Source organism: Novosphingobium olei, from assembly GCF_037076535.1.
In the GTDB taxonomy this organism is placed as follows: domain Bacteria; phylum Pseudomonadota; class Alphaproteobacteria; order Sphingomonadales; family Sphingomonadaceae; genus Novosphingobium; species Novosphingobium olei.
Genome location: NZ_AP029021.1, coordinates 2,379,241 through 2,393,752 on the forward strand (window position 1 = coordinate 2,379,241; position 14,512 = coordinate 2,393,752).

A 14,512-nucleotide genomic window follows, 5' to 3' on the forward strand; every position below is an offset into this window, starting at 1 on the left:
TTTCAGAGCCTTTCGATCTTGCGCGCCGCATCGTCGATGATGTCGGCAATCTGGTGGGCGGTGTCCTTGTCGAGCGCGCCGGCAAAGGCGCGCTGGCGCAGCGCGAGCTTGAGGTTGCTCATCGCGCGCAGCACCGGGGGGCTGGCTTCGCGGCCGCGCATTTCGGCAAGGCCTTCGAGCCGGGCGCGGATCGCGGCGACGGCTTCATCCTTGCCCGTGAGTTCGGCGCGACCTTCGTCGGTGGCGGCAAAGGCCTTGCGCGCGCCTTCGCCCGGGACTTCGGCGATCAGCCCTTCGTCGACGAGCAGGTTGAGCGTGGGGTACACCACGCCCGGGCTGGGCGCATAAGTGCCGCCGGTCAGTTCCTCGATCGCCTTGATCAGCTCGTAGCCGTGACGCTGCTGTTCGCCCAGCAGGTGGAGCAGAAACAGGCGCAGTTCGCCGGGCGCGAACATGCGGCCCATGCGGCCACCGCCGCGCGGACCCCCGCCATGGCGGCCGCCGTGACGCCCGCCGCCGAAGCCGAAGCCCCCGCCGAAGCCCCCTCCGAAGCCGTCCCCGTCATCGTTGAAGCGTCCACCGCCAAAGCCACCGGCCATGGCCATCTTCTTCATCATCCTGTGGCCGAAATGGCCGTGGCGCGGATGTCCGCCGTGTTCGAAACGCATGATAACTCCTAATTCGATTCGATGGCTCTAAGATATATCTTTAAACGCTCTTTGCAAGGGCAAGGATGCAATTCGCGATGGCAGGCCCTATGTGGGAGAGGACGCCATGGCCGACCTTTTCGCCCCGCCCCCGCAGGATACGCCCCGCCCCGCCGCCGACGAGGCCGGCCCGCTGGCCGACCGGCTGCGCCCGCGCGAACTTTCAGAAGTGATCGGGCAGGAACACCTGACCGGCGCGGAAGGCGCGATCGGGCGGATGGTGGCGGCGGGCAAGCTTTCGAGCATGATCCTGTGGGGCCCGCCCGGCACCGGCAAGACCAGCATCGCCCGCCTGCTCGCCGATGCGGTGGGCATGCGCTATGTGGCAATCAGCGCCGTGTTTTCGGGCGTGGCCGACCTGAAGAAGGTGTTCGCCGAGGCCGAGGCGATGGCCCAACTGGTCGGGGGCGCCGGCCGCAAGACGCTGCTGTTCGTGGACGAGATCCACCGCTTCAACCGCGCGCAGCAGGACGGCTTCCTGCCCTTCGTCGAAAAGGGCACGGTGACGCTGGTCGGCGCGACGACCGAGAACCCGAGCTTTGCGCTGAACGCCGCGCTCCTTTCCCGTGCGCAAGTGCTGATCCTTCACCGGCTGGACGCGGAGGCGCTGGGCGCGCTGCTGTCTCGCGCCGAGGAGCACACCGGCCTGCGCCTGCCGCTGACCCCGGCGGCGCGCGACGCGCTGATCGCTTCGGCCGATGGCGACGGGCGCTTCCTGCTGGGGCAGGCCGAAACGCTGTTCGACGTATCGCTGCCCGAACCGCTCGACCCCGCTGGGCTGTCGAAGTTCCTGATGCGTCGCGTGGCGGTCTACGACAAGGATCGCGACGGGCACTACAACCTGATCAGCGCGCTGCACAAATCCCTGCGCGGATCGGACCCGCAGGCGGCGCTCTATTACCTGGCGCGGATGCTGGTGGCGGGCGAGGAGCCGCTCTACGTCCTGCGGCGGCTGGTGCGCTTTGCGAGCGAGGACGTGGGCCTGGCCGATCCGCAGGCGCTGGTGCAGTGCCTTGCCGCCAAGGACGCCTACGACTTCCTCGGCAGCCCCGAAGGCGAACTGGCGATCATGCAGGCCTGCCTCTACCTTGCCACCGCGCCCAAATCGAACGCCGCCTACACCGCGCAGAAGGCGGCGTGGAAGTCGGCGCGCGATACCGGATCGCTGAGCCCGCCCGCCAACATCCTCAACGCGCCGACCAAGCTGATGAAGGACATCGGCTATGGCAAGGACTACGCCTACGACCACGATGCCGAGGACGGCTTTTCGGGCGCGAACTACTGGCCGGAGGACATGGCGCCGCAGACCTTCTACCGCCCGGTGGAACGCGGGTTCGAGCGCGAGGTGAGCAAGCGGCTCGAATGGTGGGACAAGAAGCGCCGGGAGCGGGGGTGAGGCCCGACCGGTTCCGGCATTTCGCCGCGATCGACTGGTCGGGCGCGGCGGGCGAGCGCCATGCCGGGATTGCGGTGGCGATCTGCAGCGCAGGCGATCAGGCGCCCGAACTGGTGCGCGCCGGCCATCGCTGGTCGCGCGCCGAAGTGCTCGACTGGCTGGCAGGCGCCCTGCCCCGCGATACGCTGGTGGGCATGGACCTTGGCATCAGCCTGGCTTTTGCCGACCGTGGCGCGTTCCTGCCCGGCTGGGCGGAAAGCCCGGCCGATGCGCGCGCACTGTGGGCGCTGGTCGATGCGACGTGCGCCGATGACCCGCACCTTGGCGTTTCGAGCTTCGTCGATCATCCCGCCATTGCCCCGCACTTTCGCCGCCACGGCGGGCGCGAGGGCGCGCATTTTGCCGACAACGGCACGCGCGGCGGCCGGGGGCGCTTTCGCGTGACAGAGCGCGCGCAGGAGGCGATGGGGTGCAAGCCCTACTCCAACTTCAACCTCGTCGGCGCGGCGCAAGTGGGCAAATCGAGCCTTTCGGGGATGCGCGTGCTGCACCGCCTGGCGGGGCGGCTGCCGGTCTGGCCGGTCGATCCCCTGCCCGCGCATGGATCGGTGGCGTGCGAGATCTACACCACGATCGCAGCGATGGCGGCGGGCCGCACCGCGCAACGATCGAAGATCCGCGATGGGGGCGAACTCGACGTGGCGCTCGCCGCGCTGGGCAGCCGCGCGTTCGGGCACATGGGCGCGATCGACGACCATCGCAGCGACGCGATCCTTACCTCTGCCTGGCTGCGCACCGCCGCGCACGATCCCGGCTTGTGGAAACCGGCTGGCCTGACCGAAGAAATTGCCCGCACCGAGGGCTGGACGTTCGGCGCCCGGTAAGGCTATGCGCGATCAGCGCGTTTGGTGGGCCGGCTTAGCACAGTGGTAGTGCAGCGGTTTTGTAAACCGAAGGTCGGGGGTTCAAATCCCTCAGCCGGCACCATGCGACCTCAGCTCTGAGAACCCCCTGAGTTTCTGATGCGCTACGCCGCAAGCGGCTCCGCTGCGGGGTTCAAATCCCTCAGCCGGCACCAGCGAACTCAGCTTTGAGAACCCCCTGAGTCTTCTGATGCGCTACGCCGCAAGCGGCTCCGCTGCTGGGTTCAAATCCCTCAGCCGGCACCATGCGATGCTGTCTCCGGGAACCCCCGAGTCCTTGATGCGCTGCGCCGCAAGCGGCTCCGCTGCGGGGTTCAAATCCCTCAGCCAGCACCAACGACGTTCGTTTCATCAATCTGTCCGATCATTGCCGCAAGTTCATCGCTCCGCCACGGCCAAGCTGGATGATCAGGTGCATGACCCTGTTCGATGCCCGACCTGCCAGGCGGCGAGGAGGAAAAGCGTGGTCGTTGAACGCAAGCCCATCTGCACAGCGTGTGGCGCGGACGTGGAACCGGCGGCGCTCCACGGCGGGTGCGAGCGCTGTGGCTGCGCGGGCACCGACGCCGAGGACCAGGACGAGATGGACCAGTTCCTGGTCGACTGCGGCATGCTGCCCGATGGGAGCGACAGCGCCGTGCACGCTTTCCTTTCGGGTCAAAGGCGAGAGAGCTGACCCGGCTTCGATAAACGGCTTCCGCACTGATAAAGCGTCGCCAGTCGAACCCCGGCAGGTACCGCCATCGCGCCTCCGAAAAGCGGAAGATCATCCGGACCGAAATATCGAGGGCTGACCGGTGGCCTCCCTTCCAGGGCTTGCTGCGCTTTGCAGCGGTGTGGCTCGCCCAGCTGCGGGCGAGCCTCAAGCGATCAGAAACTATACCGGATCGAACCGGTCACCGTTCGACGGTTCATCGTCCGGATGTTGGCGATACCCGATGCGGGGATCGTCGAGGCCGATGCGGCGTAGACCGCCAGCTTGTCGAAGACGTTGAATGCATTGACGGCGAGCGTGAGCTTTTCGGCAGGCCGGAACTGCACGAACGGGCTCACGAGGACATAGCCCGGCAGCTTGAGCTGGTTGCTATCCTGCGCATAACTGCTGGTCGTGGCATTGATCACGGCGCCCACGGCAATGGTGTCGAATTCGACGGACGGCCGGGCGTTGAAGGAAAGAGACGGAATGTAGCGAGGAACGTTGCCCACCAGCTCAGGGAAATCGGCGTCCTTGGCGATCTTCGCCTTGGTCCAGGTTCCCCCGATGGCCAGCCTGAAGGGCCCACGGTGGACTTCCCCTTCGAGCTCCACGCCCTTGGCCGAATACTCGCGCACCACATCGAGAACGATGACATTCCCGTTCTTGTCCGCGGCAAGTTGGGTATTGCGTTCTTCGGTCGATGCCCAGAAGCCGGTGACGTACAGTTCGAAACCGTCCTTGCGGTACTTTACGCCCGCCTCCGCCTGCTTGACGAGACCGTACTTCAACGCGTCATTGGTAAGCTTGCCGGTCGTGCTGCTCAGCGATCCGGGCCGAAGCACGCGGTCCGCACTGGCCCGACCACCGCGGCTGTAGCGGGCGAAGACCGAGACCGGCTGGGCGATGCGATAGTTTACACCGGCCGAATATGACAGGTAGCCATAGCGGTAGCCGACCGGGATCTGGCTGGTCAGCGGCAACAGCGCAACCGACGTCTCGACTGGGGCAATCACGCCGTCGCGGTTGATGTCGGAGGGGCCGACCAGCGAATCCGTAAGCACATGGCCGCTGACATCACCGCGATCGTAGCGCAGGCTTCCACCGATCGACAACTTGCCCTTGGCGAAGTTGATCGAGCCATAGGGGGCCGTAATGCGGTATTGCACATCGTAGTAGTAATTGCCGTAAGCGCGCGGCTGGCCGAACCCAAAGCCGTAAGCGAATACCCCGTTCTGGCTCAGCAGCGTGCCTGCGGCGTTGCGCAGGTCAAGCGGCGCCATCCGGCCATTGCCGACGACATCAGAAATGGCATTCGTGAAGTTCCAGTCGGCCTTGTAGTCCTGAACCGTGTGGTAGACGCCGCCGCTGACGGTCAGCTTGCCGCCGGAAAGATCATAGACGCGCGAGGCGCGGAGATCGTTGGTGACGTTGTTGACCGACTTCTGATCGAAGTTCAGCAGAAGATTGATGCTGGCAAGGCCATTGCCGTTGATCTGGCTGCCGGGCGCGACCACTTGGCCAGCATTCGGACCGGAGGCATAGGTCAGCGTCGAGCCAGGGCCTGCGAGAATGGTCGAGATGACCGCCGAAGGCGCGGCAAGCATCGAATCGATCTGATTGAAGCTGCCGCTGATATCGGCGAACCGGAACCGATCGCTCACCGTCCAGTCGGCGACCTGAAACTGCGTTTCCAGCCCGATGGACTTGACCACGGCGTGCATGCCGTCTTCGAGACTGCGGCTTACCGGATTGTTCCGATCGTCGGTGCCGAGGTAGCCCGCGATCAGCGGCGAGCCCAAGCCGTCGCTGGCAAGGCGCGTACCAGGGATGCTGGCAAAGGTTGGCGATGCATCCGTTCCCGCAATCAGGGCCGGTTCGGTGCCGTAGTTCGGCTGACGGTCGTCAAGGTACTTGCCGTAGATGCGAATGTACCCTCCGGCAAAGCTGCGCGTAATGTTGAGCTTGACCTGTCCGCCGCGGAACGCGGTGTATCCGTAATCCCGCGGCCCTTCGCCTTCACGATAGAACCCGCCGACGTGGAAGCGCCAGTTTTCTCCAAGGGGACTGCCATAGTCGAAGTCCAGCCGCTTGAGATCGTAGCCAAGCCCGCTGGACACCTGGACATTGCCGCCTTCCGTTTCTCCCGTCTTCGAGATCAGGTTCACGACGCCGCCGGGCGAATTCGACGCAAAGGTCGAGGCCGAACCGCCGCGTATGGACTGGATCTGGGAAATGTTCAGGTCAGCCCTCAAGAACCGGTCTGCAGTGTTGAACTGCATGTCGGCGAATTCCAGGACAGGCAGGCCATCTTCCTGAAGTTGCAGGTACTTCGAGCCATCAGCGGCAAGCGGCAGACCGCGGACCGTGATCGACGAATAGCCGTCGACATCCGAAGTCAGCGACCGGATGCCGGGGATGTTCTGCATGATGCCGGAAATGGAACTGACCGACAGCTTGGCGAGCTCGCCTTCATCGATCACGCTGGCCGAAATGGCCGTGTCGAGAAGATCGCGGCCTTTGGCGACGCCCGTGCTGAAGGTCTTTCCTGCCGGCGCGGGTTTGGACACGCCTTCGGCAAGCTTGGACGAAGCCGGCTCACCCGTATCGCCCGCGTCTTCGGCCAGGGCGGGAGTTGCCATGTAACAGCTGAGAAGCGTGGCGGAGAGCAAAGTCCAGGTGCGCATCTAGTTTCTCGTCAAAAATTTCCCTCCCAAGCGCATTAGAAGACGCATGTTAAGCGCTATGAATTCCGCATTTACGTAGTGATACGGCGCAATATAATTAGCTACCAATTGCTTAACATACTTATAGGTTATGCTACACGTCACCATTCGTCAGTTACTGATCATACGGCACTTATGCCAATTCGATGTTGATTTTCCCGGAGAGGGCCATCGTCATCGACAGCACCCGCAAGCGCGAGATCCGCGCGGAGATCGCAGTCCTTCCCGAGCTGCGCGGCACCTTCCGCCACCACTCTCCTGATCGATCAGGAGATTGCCCGCAGCGCCGCTACTTCGACGAAGAACGCGTGGTCGTGTCGCTGCACAAACGCCTAAGCGCGCGAAAGTTTACAGGATTTTGTAAACTTCGTTTCAGTCGAAACCGCCAGGCATCATAGGTGCTTGAAAGGTGGTAGCGGAGGAGGGATTTACTAAATACTATATCTTGTTGATATAACGTGATTTATTATTCTGGATTGCGCAAATACCCCCAATTATACCCCCGGCTGTGGACGTTTTCGACGGACTGAGTTCATGGTCGGACGAGTTGACGGGGACTCGATTTTCGGAGCTGTTCAATTGTGCGTCTCCAGCCGATCGCGCATTCTTGCGGCTTTGAGCCACAGGCAACACAAAGCCGCCTCAGTACCAAATTCCGCTGTTGAGACATCGCCGTTAGAGGCGCCATCCGGAGCCAAGGCCCCTTTTCTTCGGTGCCGATTTCGACATAGACATAGCCCGACGCGAGCGCCGCCCCGACCTCGTTGGTACCTCGTCTCGACACAGAAGCGCCGACTTCGCGGCTCCCCGCGCGTGAAATCACTCGCAAAGCAGCCCCCTCTCGCTTTGAGGATGATCGCAGCGCTCGCTCCCTCGGGCACGAAGTTTTATGCGACGGGTAGCCAAGCAAATCGGCGAGCGCCCCCGTCAGCGATGATGTCGGCCTGCCGCCCGGCCCTTATGCCTCGCAGGTTGCTGCGAAGTCCTTCGAACGGATTTGCGGATATAGACAGCCTCGTAACGGAAAAGGGTCATCGGCTTTCCGTTCACCGGCACTTGAAGCAGCATTTACAGTGCCGGATCAACACTCAGACTGCCGTGATGCGGGCAGCGCCGCCTTCTGTGGTGTAGCAATAAGAGCGGAGCGGCACCGGCAACGCTAGCCTTCATCCGCACAACCACATGACGTCCCATCGATTTCGACCTTGAGCGGTGCGCCTCGACCCGCAATCATAAGTCGCTGACCGATCCGCCTGCCTATCCAACATGCCAACAGCCCAATACGCCCCGCTTATCTGGAGGGCCGCGCGCTGGATCAATGCATCGCGATCAGCGCGCTCCACCCTAGCTTCCGGTGCGATCTACACGAAGATTCCTTCGCCGAATGGGGACCTCATCGAGCGCGGTCGTCATCATCAAGGGTCCGTGCCACCACTGCACACTTCTATATGCCCGGTGCACAGTTGCGGTCGCCGGCGACTGAGCATCCTCGGCGTGCGCGACCGGGCCAAGATCATCACGACCGCAATTTCCCGAAGCTCTTGGGTGCGGCGCCTTGGCGCGAGCTGCACAAACTTGGAACGAGCATCAGCTGCGGGAGCGTCGCGCCGATTGCCGGGCTCCCCAGGCGGCGTTGACCAGGCCGTTCAGCCAGTCCTGGTGGCCGTTGATCATGGGGTTGGGTCGTGCCGCAGCCATTTCTTTCGCGGGTGCGCCGTTCTGCGTTTCCTGTGTCAGTATCCGCACGCGGCCATGCGAGAGATCCTCGATCAGCCAGGCGTGATGAACGTCGAGCCGGTCTGCGGCGCCTTCTTCGCCGGCCCAGCCGTGCCAGGCGATTCGCGCAGGCTGCCCGGCAACCGGCGGCACGCATTCGACGACGCGGGCAGGAACGGGGAAGCCGAAGGTGCGGAAGAAGAAGCTGTCGCCATGCGCCAGTTCTGGCCCTTTGCCATCGTAAATCTCGACGTCCGATGCGTTGTCATAGTAAGTCGGCCACGCTGTGGGCATGGCCAAAAGAGGCCAGATGTCGTCGGATGAAAGTCCGGCAACGATCACTTCGTTCGAAACGTAATTGTCGGTAAAGCCCGGGACAAACCCCTCGGGCCAGATGATATCGGACATGGATGCTCCTCCGCAACGCGCTGCCATCGTCGGCAGCCATTTCATGCTGACAAAATGGGGCCATCTGCGGCATAACTCCAATCGATAAGTGGAATTTTGGATATCGGCATGACCAATATCAAAAATCTCGACCTCAACCTGCTTCGCGGTCTGCACGCTTTGATCGAGACGCGTTCTGTCACGCGCGCAGCAGAGCGGCTGGGGCTTAGCCAGCCTGCGGTGAGCGGCATTCTCGCACGGCTGCGCGATGCTCTCGGGGACCCCCTGTTCGTGCGTGGCCAGCACGGGCTGATGCCCACGCCGCGCACACTTGAGCTGTCCGGCCCGCTCGCCCGGCTGCTGACGGAATTAGAGGCCCTGGTAAAGCCCACCGCATTCATTCCGCACGAGGCGCAGATGACCTTTCGGATTGCAGCCACCGACTATGCGCAGACGGCAATCGTGCTTCCGCTGCTGAAGGCACTACGCAAGGCGGCTCCGGGCATTCGCCTCGCCGTTCGCCCAGTGGGTCCCCATTTTGCCGATGAGTTGGCAGAAGGCAGGATCGATGTGGCATGCGTCACCCCAGATATGGCACCTGACACGCTGCGCGCACGCACGTTGTTCGAAGAGGATTACATCTGCATCCTGCGCCCAGGGCACCCCGCTGCCGACCAGCTTGACCTTGATCGATTCTGCGGACTTGATCATGCCATCATGTCGCATGACGGTACGCGATTTCGGGGCGCCACTGATGTGGCACTGGACCGCATCGGCCGCAGCCGCAAGGTGATTGCAACCGTGCCGAGCTTTCTGGTGCTCATGGACATCGTCCGGGGTTCCGACACCATCGCGCTTGTGCCGCGGCGTCTTACGGCAGGTGCAAACGGCCTCGTGCTGCGCGAACCTCCCATCGCGCTAAAGGGGTTCACCAAAATCCTGACCTGGCACGAGCGGATGCAACACGATCCCGCGCATATCTGGCTGAGGGACCAGCTGGTGCGACTAGCCGCCTGATGGCGGCCGAGCTGCTCGAAGATCGGTCAGGTCACGGCGACGAGGGAAAGCCAGCCGTTTCGCAAAAGCTGGGGCTTTGCTATCGGCCATCGCGACCGAACATGATACCAAGCTTAGAACAGGACGCAGCCATATCCGATGTTGATCTCCACTCTTGCTGTTGCCGCGCGTGACCGTGACCGCCTTCAGGAATTGAGCGGGGTCGCCTCGCGGTTTGGTCTGGGCGTACTGCTCAACAAGTTCGGGATCGAAGGCGCGCGCGGCGACGACGGTGCGGCAGTCCATCCGGCCAGCCCGCCGCGCCGGGTGCGGCTCGCGCTTGAGGAACTGGGCCCGACGTTCGTCAAGCTGGGGCAGATCCTTGCCACTCGCAGCGATATGCTGGGGCCGGAATGGATTGCGGAGCTGGAGCAGTTGCACAGCCAGGCCCCGACAGTTCCCTTTGTGGAGCTTCGCTCCATCGTGGAGGACGCACTCGGGATGGCACCCGAAGAAGCGTTTGAGACTTTTGATGAACAGCCTCTGGCCGCTGCCTCCATGGCTCAAGTCCACCGCGCAACCCTGAAGGACGGCACGGCTGTCGTCGTAAAGATCCAGCGTCCGGGCATCCGCCCGCGAATGGAGGCCGATCTTCGGCTTATGACGCAGCTGGCCGAGTTGATAGAGCAGGCCAGCACTGCGGCACGGCAATTTCAGCCAGCGGCACTGGTGCGTCAATTGGCCGCTGCCCTGCTGGAAGAACTGGACTTCACCAGCGAGGCCCGCAACGCTGAATTGCTGAAGGCCGACTTTGCCCGGAATGAACAGGTCGTCCTGCCGGCGATCCACTGGCAATTCACGACGCCGACCGTGCTGGTGATGGATTTCATCGCCGGCATGCCGCCAAGGGACGCTGTTGCGCTTCGAGCCGCCGGCCTCGATCCCGAGACGATCGCTGCCGTCGGCGCGGACATGGTGCTCGACATGATCTTGGTCAACGGACGCTTCCATGGCGACCCCCATCCAGGCAATCTGCTATGCCTTCCCGGCAACCGGCTAGCGCTGATTGATCTGGGCATGATCGGCCACGTATCGCGCAGGCGACGCGAGGAGTTCATCGCGTTCGGTCAGGCGATGACAACCGGCGACGCTCCATTGTTGACGGACGTGTTGTACAGCTGGACGTCCGAGGGCGGTGCATCGCGCGAAGCGGCTCGCCGGGCTAGCGACAGGCTGATTGCCAGCCATGGCGGCAAGTTGATCATCGGCCCGCTGATCCGCTCCTTTATGACGCTGATGCGGGACGAGGGGCTGGCTATGCCACTCGATCTGATGCTGATGTTCAAGGCTCTCCTGACCATGGATGGCGTGCTGTCCGCGATCCAGCCCGACTTCGACCTGACCAGCGCGATGCAAGGAGCGGTTGCAAGGACATCCCGCCGAAAGCTTGACCCGGGCTATTGGCTGCCGCTGGGCGCTGCCCTGAGCATGGAACTGTCCCGCCTTGGCGAGGACGCTCCACGCCTTGTCCGCAGTCTCGTCCGCCGGCTCGAGGCTGAGCCAGCCGCACCGGCACCCGACAACACCAACGCAATCCGCCGATCAGGAAACATCATTGCTGCTGCGATCTTAGTCGGGTCGCTTATCATTGCCGTGGCGATAAAACTGAATTGAGTTCACGAGCCCGTCCTTTTCATCCGGACCCGCGGCATCCGCAAAGTCGCTTGAGATCGCCGTGCCAAAAGGTGAGCAGAGCGATGCCAGCCATGCCGGATCTGGCAATGTCCGGCATGCTCATGCGGACGAGGTTAATGGGCACATTGAACTGATCACTGACACCGGGCTGAGCCATCCGATCATCCCGACATCAAGGCCAGCATCGAGGTCGACCAAAGAGTTGGTGGCCCGTGAGCTTCAACAACAGGTTCTCGCGACACCTGCTCCACTGCAGCATTGCGTCATTGTCAGCGCTTACTGCAGCAGACTTTGATACTTCAGCGAGATAAAGTTCTCCGCCGATAACGTATTTCATTACTTCGGAAGATCCCGCCAGGATCCTGTTAATCCGCGAAACCATAAACATGCGGCAGATCTCATATTCCTTCATGTAGCGGGCACCGCTGTGAAGCTGGACAACTTCATCGACCATGTCGCGTGCATACGTGCGCATCCCGGACATATCGCTGCCTGCCCCCGTTTCGGTCATGCCGACAGCAAGGATCTTCCTGCGGCGACACAGTCGGGAAGAAATCGTTTGCGCTGCTCCTCGGTTCCGAGCTTGAAGTAAGGAACGACAAGCCGCGAAGGGAGCGGCGGATAGAATTCGCTGACATCGGCCCGCGATCTCTGCGATAATCAGTTGTTCGAAGCGGAAGTCGTTGTCCCTAACTCCCCGCCGTACTTCTCGCTCGGCCACAGCACGAGCAGACCCCGCTGCCCCGCAGCTTCGTAGGCCGATCGGCCCACGATGCCCTGCTCGCGCTAGCGGGCCATGTGCGGCACGATGTCGCTCTCAAGGAACTTACGATAGTATAGGATGCCCGAAATAGAACCTGTTCTTCCGTAGACGCACGCATCTGATGCTGTCCTCCTGTGAACGGCTTCCGGTATCGGCCGGAGTCCCGCAAGAGCCAGGGCTCATCCATTACCTATGTGTTCATCGATCGCGATCCGGCCTGGGGCTGCGCCAGCACAAGCCTCATTGACGGTCCTTCGGACCGAAGTATACATGCGTATACATCCAAGGAGAAAATCATGAGGACGCAAGGCAAGGCCTATCGCAAGGGCTCAGGGATCGAAGGTGACTTCGATGTCATCGTGGTCGGCTCGGGAATGGGCGGCATGGGGGTGGCATCTGCGCTCGCCAAGAACGGCAGGAAGGTGCTGCTTCTCGAACAGCACAATGTGGTGGGGGGCCTTGCCCAATCGTTCGAGCGCAATGGCTACCGCTGGTCGGTCGGAATGCACTACATCGGGGATGTCGCCAGCCCCCATACGATGACGCGCAAGATATTCGACTATGCGACGAACGATGCGATCGAGTGGGCCCACCTCCCTTCGATCTTCAATCGGATGGATATCGGGGGGCGCCAGTACGCCATTCCCGCAGGGATCGATGCCTATCGCGAAGCGCTCGCCGGATGGTTCCCCGACGAACGCAGTGCGATCGACCGCTATCTGGAACTGGTGGGCGAAGTGACTCGCTCCTCCCCGGCATATTTTGCCTTGAAGGCCTACCCCGAGGGCCAGCGGCCTGCCCAGCTTCAGGAGGCTGCGCAGCCCTTCTTCCGGCTTGCGCGCCGGATAACGCTCGACGTCATCGGCGAGCTGACGTCCAACGCTGAGCTGATCGCCGTCCTCTGCGCGAACTGGGGCGATTACGGCATCGAGCCCTCGCGCAGTTCGTTCGCGATGCATGCAATGCTCTTCAAGCATTACGTCAACGGCGCAAGCTACCCGATCGGCGGCGGAGAGGCATTCGCCGATGCGATGGTCCCGATCATCGAGAGCGCAGGAGGCCTTGTCCTGCACAGCGCACCTGTCGAACAGATCCTGATCGAGGGTGGGCGAGTTGTCGGCGTGCGGCTTGGCGACGGCAGCACCGTGACCTGCAGAACCGTCATTTCAAACGCCGGCCTGCACGCGACGTTTGGCCGCCTTGTCGATCGGCAGGTGGCGCAATCGTACGGGCTGGCGGAGAAGCTTGAACAGGTGAGGCCGACCGGGACTGTCGTCGGCATTCACGTCGGCCTCGAAGGCAGCGCGGGCGAACTCGGCCTTGAGCCGGCCAATGTATGGTCTCATCCCGGCACGGACTTCACGGCCAACCTGGCTGCACACAAGTCGGACTTTTCGGCACCTTTTCCATTCTGCTTCGTCACGTTCGGTTCCGCGAAGGACCCGACTTGGGACGAGAAATTCCCCGGTCGATCGACGATCGAGCTTCATGCGTTCACGGACTACAGCCATTTCGAGCGCTGGGAAAACACGCGCTGGATGAAGCGAGGCGCCGAATACGATGCGCTGAAGGAACAGATAATGGAGCGCTTGCTGGCCGAACTTTACCGGCTGGTTCCGCAGGTCAAGGGCAAAGTCCGCCATGTCGAAACCCACACACCTGTGAGCTATGGGACGTTCCTGCGCAGGGAGCGCGGAGAGATACTTGGCATAGAGGGCTCCCCATCGCGGTATGCGCAGGAATGGCTGGGGGCATGGACGCCCGTTCCGGGCCTCTTCCTCACCGGGCAGGATGTCACCAACGACGGAATGATCGGAGCGCTGTTCGGAGGCATCATCGCGGCATCCGCCGTGCTCGGAAAAGATCTCGTCTCCGAAATTCGCTCTCGCGAACAGGCAGTGCCGGCACTAACCACGGGGGAATGAAGCGCGAGACCGTTAAGACCGCCCGGCGCATCCTGGAAGCTGCAGCGCAATCCTTTCGCGAGAAAGGATTGCCCGCAGTCTCGATGCGTGAGGTTGCCAAGAAGGCGGGCGTGACGCCCATGGCGATCTACCGGCACTACGCAGACAAGGCCACGCTGGTGGAAGCTGTGGTTGCCCACGGCTTCGAGGAGTACGAACGCTACGTCGGCGCCCCGCCCCCGGATGCGGAGCCGCTGGCTGCACTGCGCCACCGTGCGGGGAGGATATTCGACTTCGCCGTGGACCATCCCGTCTTTTTCGAACTGATGTTTCTCTCCCCCCAAGCGTCGCGGGAGATCGTATCTGCGCAACGCATGCGAAGCATCCATGCGCCGACGTACAAGATTGCCTACGAGGCGGTGCGATCGTGGAGGATTGGGCAAAGACAAGTCAATCCGAGCAACAGCGTCCTTACGCTCTCGCTGCTGTCCTATTGCATTGGCTTCTGCGCGTTCCACCTGAACGCGACCATGAACCTGTCAGACAGTGCCGCACGAGAGCAGTACATGATCGGCCTCGAGGCGCTGCTGGCGCCTTAGGCTGCA

General features: G+C 62.5%; 12 protein-coding genes and 1 tRNA gene. 9 read left to right on the forward strand and 4 right to left on the reverse strand.

From position 1 onward, the window contains the following. Positions 1–2: 2 nt before the first annotated feature. A complete protein-coding gene (locus AACH40_RS11200; RefSeq protein WP_338642476.1) occupies positions 3–668 on the reverse strand; it encodes a PadR family transcriptional regulator in 666 nt (221 codons plus the stop codon). A 106-nt stretch (positions 669–774) separates the two neighbouring features. Here AACH40_RS11200 and AACH40_RS11205 point away from each other — a divergent pair, with 106 nt between their 5' ends. The 4 genes from AACH40_RS11205 to AACH40_RS11220 all read left to right on the forward strand — a co-directional run bounded on the left by AACH40_RS11205 (position 775) and on the right by AACH40_RS11220 (position 3,702). After that, the gene (locus AACH40_RS11205) at positions 775–2,103 is read left to right on the forward strand and encodes a replication-associated recombination protein A (protein WP_338642477.1); all 1,329 of its coding nucleotides are present in this window, start codon (positions 775–777) and stop codon (positions 2,101–2,103) included. Then, positions 2,070–2,987: a hypothetical protein gene (locus AACH40_RS11210; RefSeq protein WP_206069489.1), complete on the forward strand. Its 918-nt coding sequence runs from the start codon at positions 2,070–2,072 to the stop codon at positions 2,985–2,987. The genes AACH40_RS11205 and AACH40_RS11210 overlap by 34 nt, the downstream gene beginning before the upstream one ends. A gap of 28 nt (positions 2,988–3,015) precedes the next feature. Further along, positions 3,016–3,090: transfer RNA gene (locus tag AACH40_RS11215), tRNA-Thr, on the forward strand. Positions 3,091–3,489: 399 nt separating this feature from the next. Then, positions 3,490–3,702 (forward strand): hypothetical protein, encoded by a 213-nt coding sequence (locus AACH40_RS11220; RefSeq protein ID WP_169493201.1) that lies wholly within the window; start codon positions 3,490–3,492, stop codon positions 3,700–3,702. A 194-nt stretch (positions 3,703–3,896) separates the two neighbouring features. Here the strand turns inward: AACH40_RS11220 and AACH40_RS11225 are convergent, their stop codons facing one another. Beyond that, positions 3,897–6,362 carry a TonB-dependent receptor domain-containing protein gene (locus AACH40_RS11225; protein WP_338642478.1) on the reverse strand — a complete coding sequence of 822 codons (2,466 nt, stop codon included), beginning with the start codon at positions 6,360–6,362 and terminating at the stop codon, positions 3,897–3,899. Between the two features lie 230 nt (positions 6,363–6,592). Between AACH40_RS11225 and AACH40_RS11230 the strand changes: the two genes are divergently transcribed. Beyond that, positions 6,593–6,844, forward strand: a complete 252-nt coding sequence (locus AACH40_RS11230) for a hypothetical protein (protein WP_338642479.1) — start codon at positions 6,593–6,595, stop codon at positions 6,842–6,844. A 1,189-nt stretch (positions 6,845–8,033) separates the two neighbouring features. Here the strand turns inward: AACH40_RS11230 and AACH40_RS11235 are convergent. After that, positions 8,034–8,726, reverse strand: coding sequence for an SRPBCC domain-containing protein (locus AACH40_RS11235; protein WP_338642480.1), 693 nt, complete (start codon positions 8,724–8,726; stop codon positions 8,034–8,036). Here AACH40_RS11235 and AACH40_RS11240 point away from each other — a divergent pair. Both AACH40_RS11240 and AACH40_RS11245 read left to right on the forward strand, forming a co-directional pair. Beyond that, positions 8,679–9,566 (forward strand): LysR family transcriptional regulator, encoded by an 888-nt coding sequence (locus AACH40_RS11240; RefSeq protein WP_338642481.1) that lies wholly within the window; start codon positions 8,679–8,681, stop codon positions 9,564–9,566. The two genes, AACH40_RS11235 and AACH40_RS11240, sit on opposite strands and share 48 nt — an antisense overlap. Positions 9,567–9,704: 138 nt before the next feature. Beyond that, positions 9,705–11,219, forward strand: coding sequence for an ABC1 kinase family protein (locus tag AACH40_RS11245; protein ID WP_338642482.1), 1,515 nt, complete (start codon positions 9,705–9,707; stop codon positions 11,217–11,219). Between the two features lie 193 nt (positions 11,220–11,412). Here AACH40_RS11245 and AACH40_RS11250 read toward each other — a convergent pair whose 3' ends face one another. After that, complete coding sequence (locus tag AACH40_RS11250; RefSeq protein ID WP_338642483.1) at positions 11,413–11,751, reverse strand: acyl-CoA dehydrogenase family protein; 339 nt, start codon at positions 11,749–11,751, stop codon at positions 11,413–11,415. Between the two features lie 548 nt (positions 11,752–12,299). Between AACH40_RS11250 and AACH40_RS11255 the strand changes: the two genes are divergently transcribed. Continuing rightward, positions 12,300–13,928 (forward strand): NAD(P)/FAD-dependent oxidoreductase, encoded by a 1,629-nt coding sequence (locus AACH40_RS11255; RefSeq protein WP_338642484.1) that lies wholly within the window; start codon positions 12,300–12,302, stop codon positions 13,926–13,928. Further along, on the forward strand, positions 13,925–14,506 hold the full coding sequence (locus tag AACH40_RS11260) for a TetR/AcrR family transcriptional regulator (RefSeq protein WP_338642485.1): 582 nt from the start codon (positions 13,925–13,927) through the stop codon (positions 14,504–14,506). The genes AACH40_RS11255 and AACH40_RS11260 overlap by 4 nt, the downstream gene beginning before the upstream one ends. Positions 14,507–14,512: the final 6 nt, after the last annotated feature.

What these genes read in the sequence shown, in the direction of transcription:
- AACH40_RS11200 (WP_338642476.1), bottom strand. Translation starts at nt 668, where the DNA reads ATGCGTTTCGAACACGGCGGACATCCGCGCCACGGCCATTTCGGCCAC.
- AACH40_RS11205 (WP_338642477.1), top strand. Translation starts at nt 775, where the DNA reads ATGGCCGACCTTTTCGCCCCGCCCCCGCAGGATACGCCCCGCCCCGCC.
- AACH40_RS11210 (WP_206069489.1), top strand. Translation starts at nt 2,070, where the DNA reads ATGGTGGGACAAGAAGCGCCGGGAGCGGGGGTGAGGCCCGACCGGTTC.
- AACH40_RS11225 (WP_338642478.1), bottom strand. Translation starts at nt 6,362, where the DNA reads ATGGCAACTCCCGCCCTGGCCGAAGACGCGGGCGATACGGGTGAGCCG.
- AACH40_RS11230 (WP_338642479.1), top strand. Translation starts at nt 6,593, where the DNA reads ATGTTGATTTTCCCGGAGAGGGCCATCGTCATCGACAGCACCCGCAAG.
- AACH40_RS11240 (WP_338642481.1), top strand. Translation starts at nt 8,679, where the DNA reads ATGACCAATATCAAAAATCTCGACCTCAACCTGCTTCGCGGTCTGCAC.
- AACH40_RS11245 (WP_338642482.1), top strand. Translation starts at nt 9,705, where the DNA reads ATGTTGATCTCCACTCTTGCTGTTGCCGCGCGTGACCGTGACCGCCTT.
- AACH40_RS11250 (WP_338642483.1), bottom strand. Translation starts at nt 11,751, where the DNA reads ATGACCGAAACGGGGGCAGGCAGCGATATGTCCGGGATGCGCACGTAT.
- AACH40_RS11255 (WP_338642484.1), top strand. Translation starts at nt 12,300, where the DNA reads ATGAGGACGCAAGGCAAGGCCTATCGCAAGGGCTCAGGGATCGAAGGT.
- AACH40_RS11260 (WP_338642485.1), top strand. Translation starts at nt 13,925, where the DNA reads ATGAAGCGCGAGACCGTTAAGACCGCCCGGCGCATCCTGGAAGCTGCA.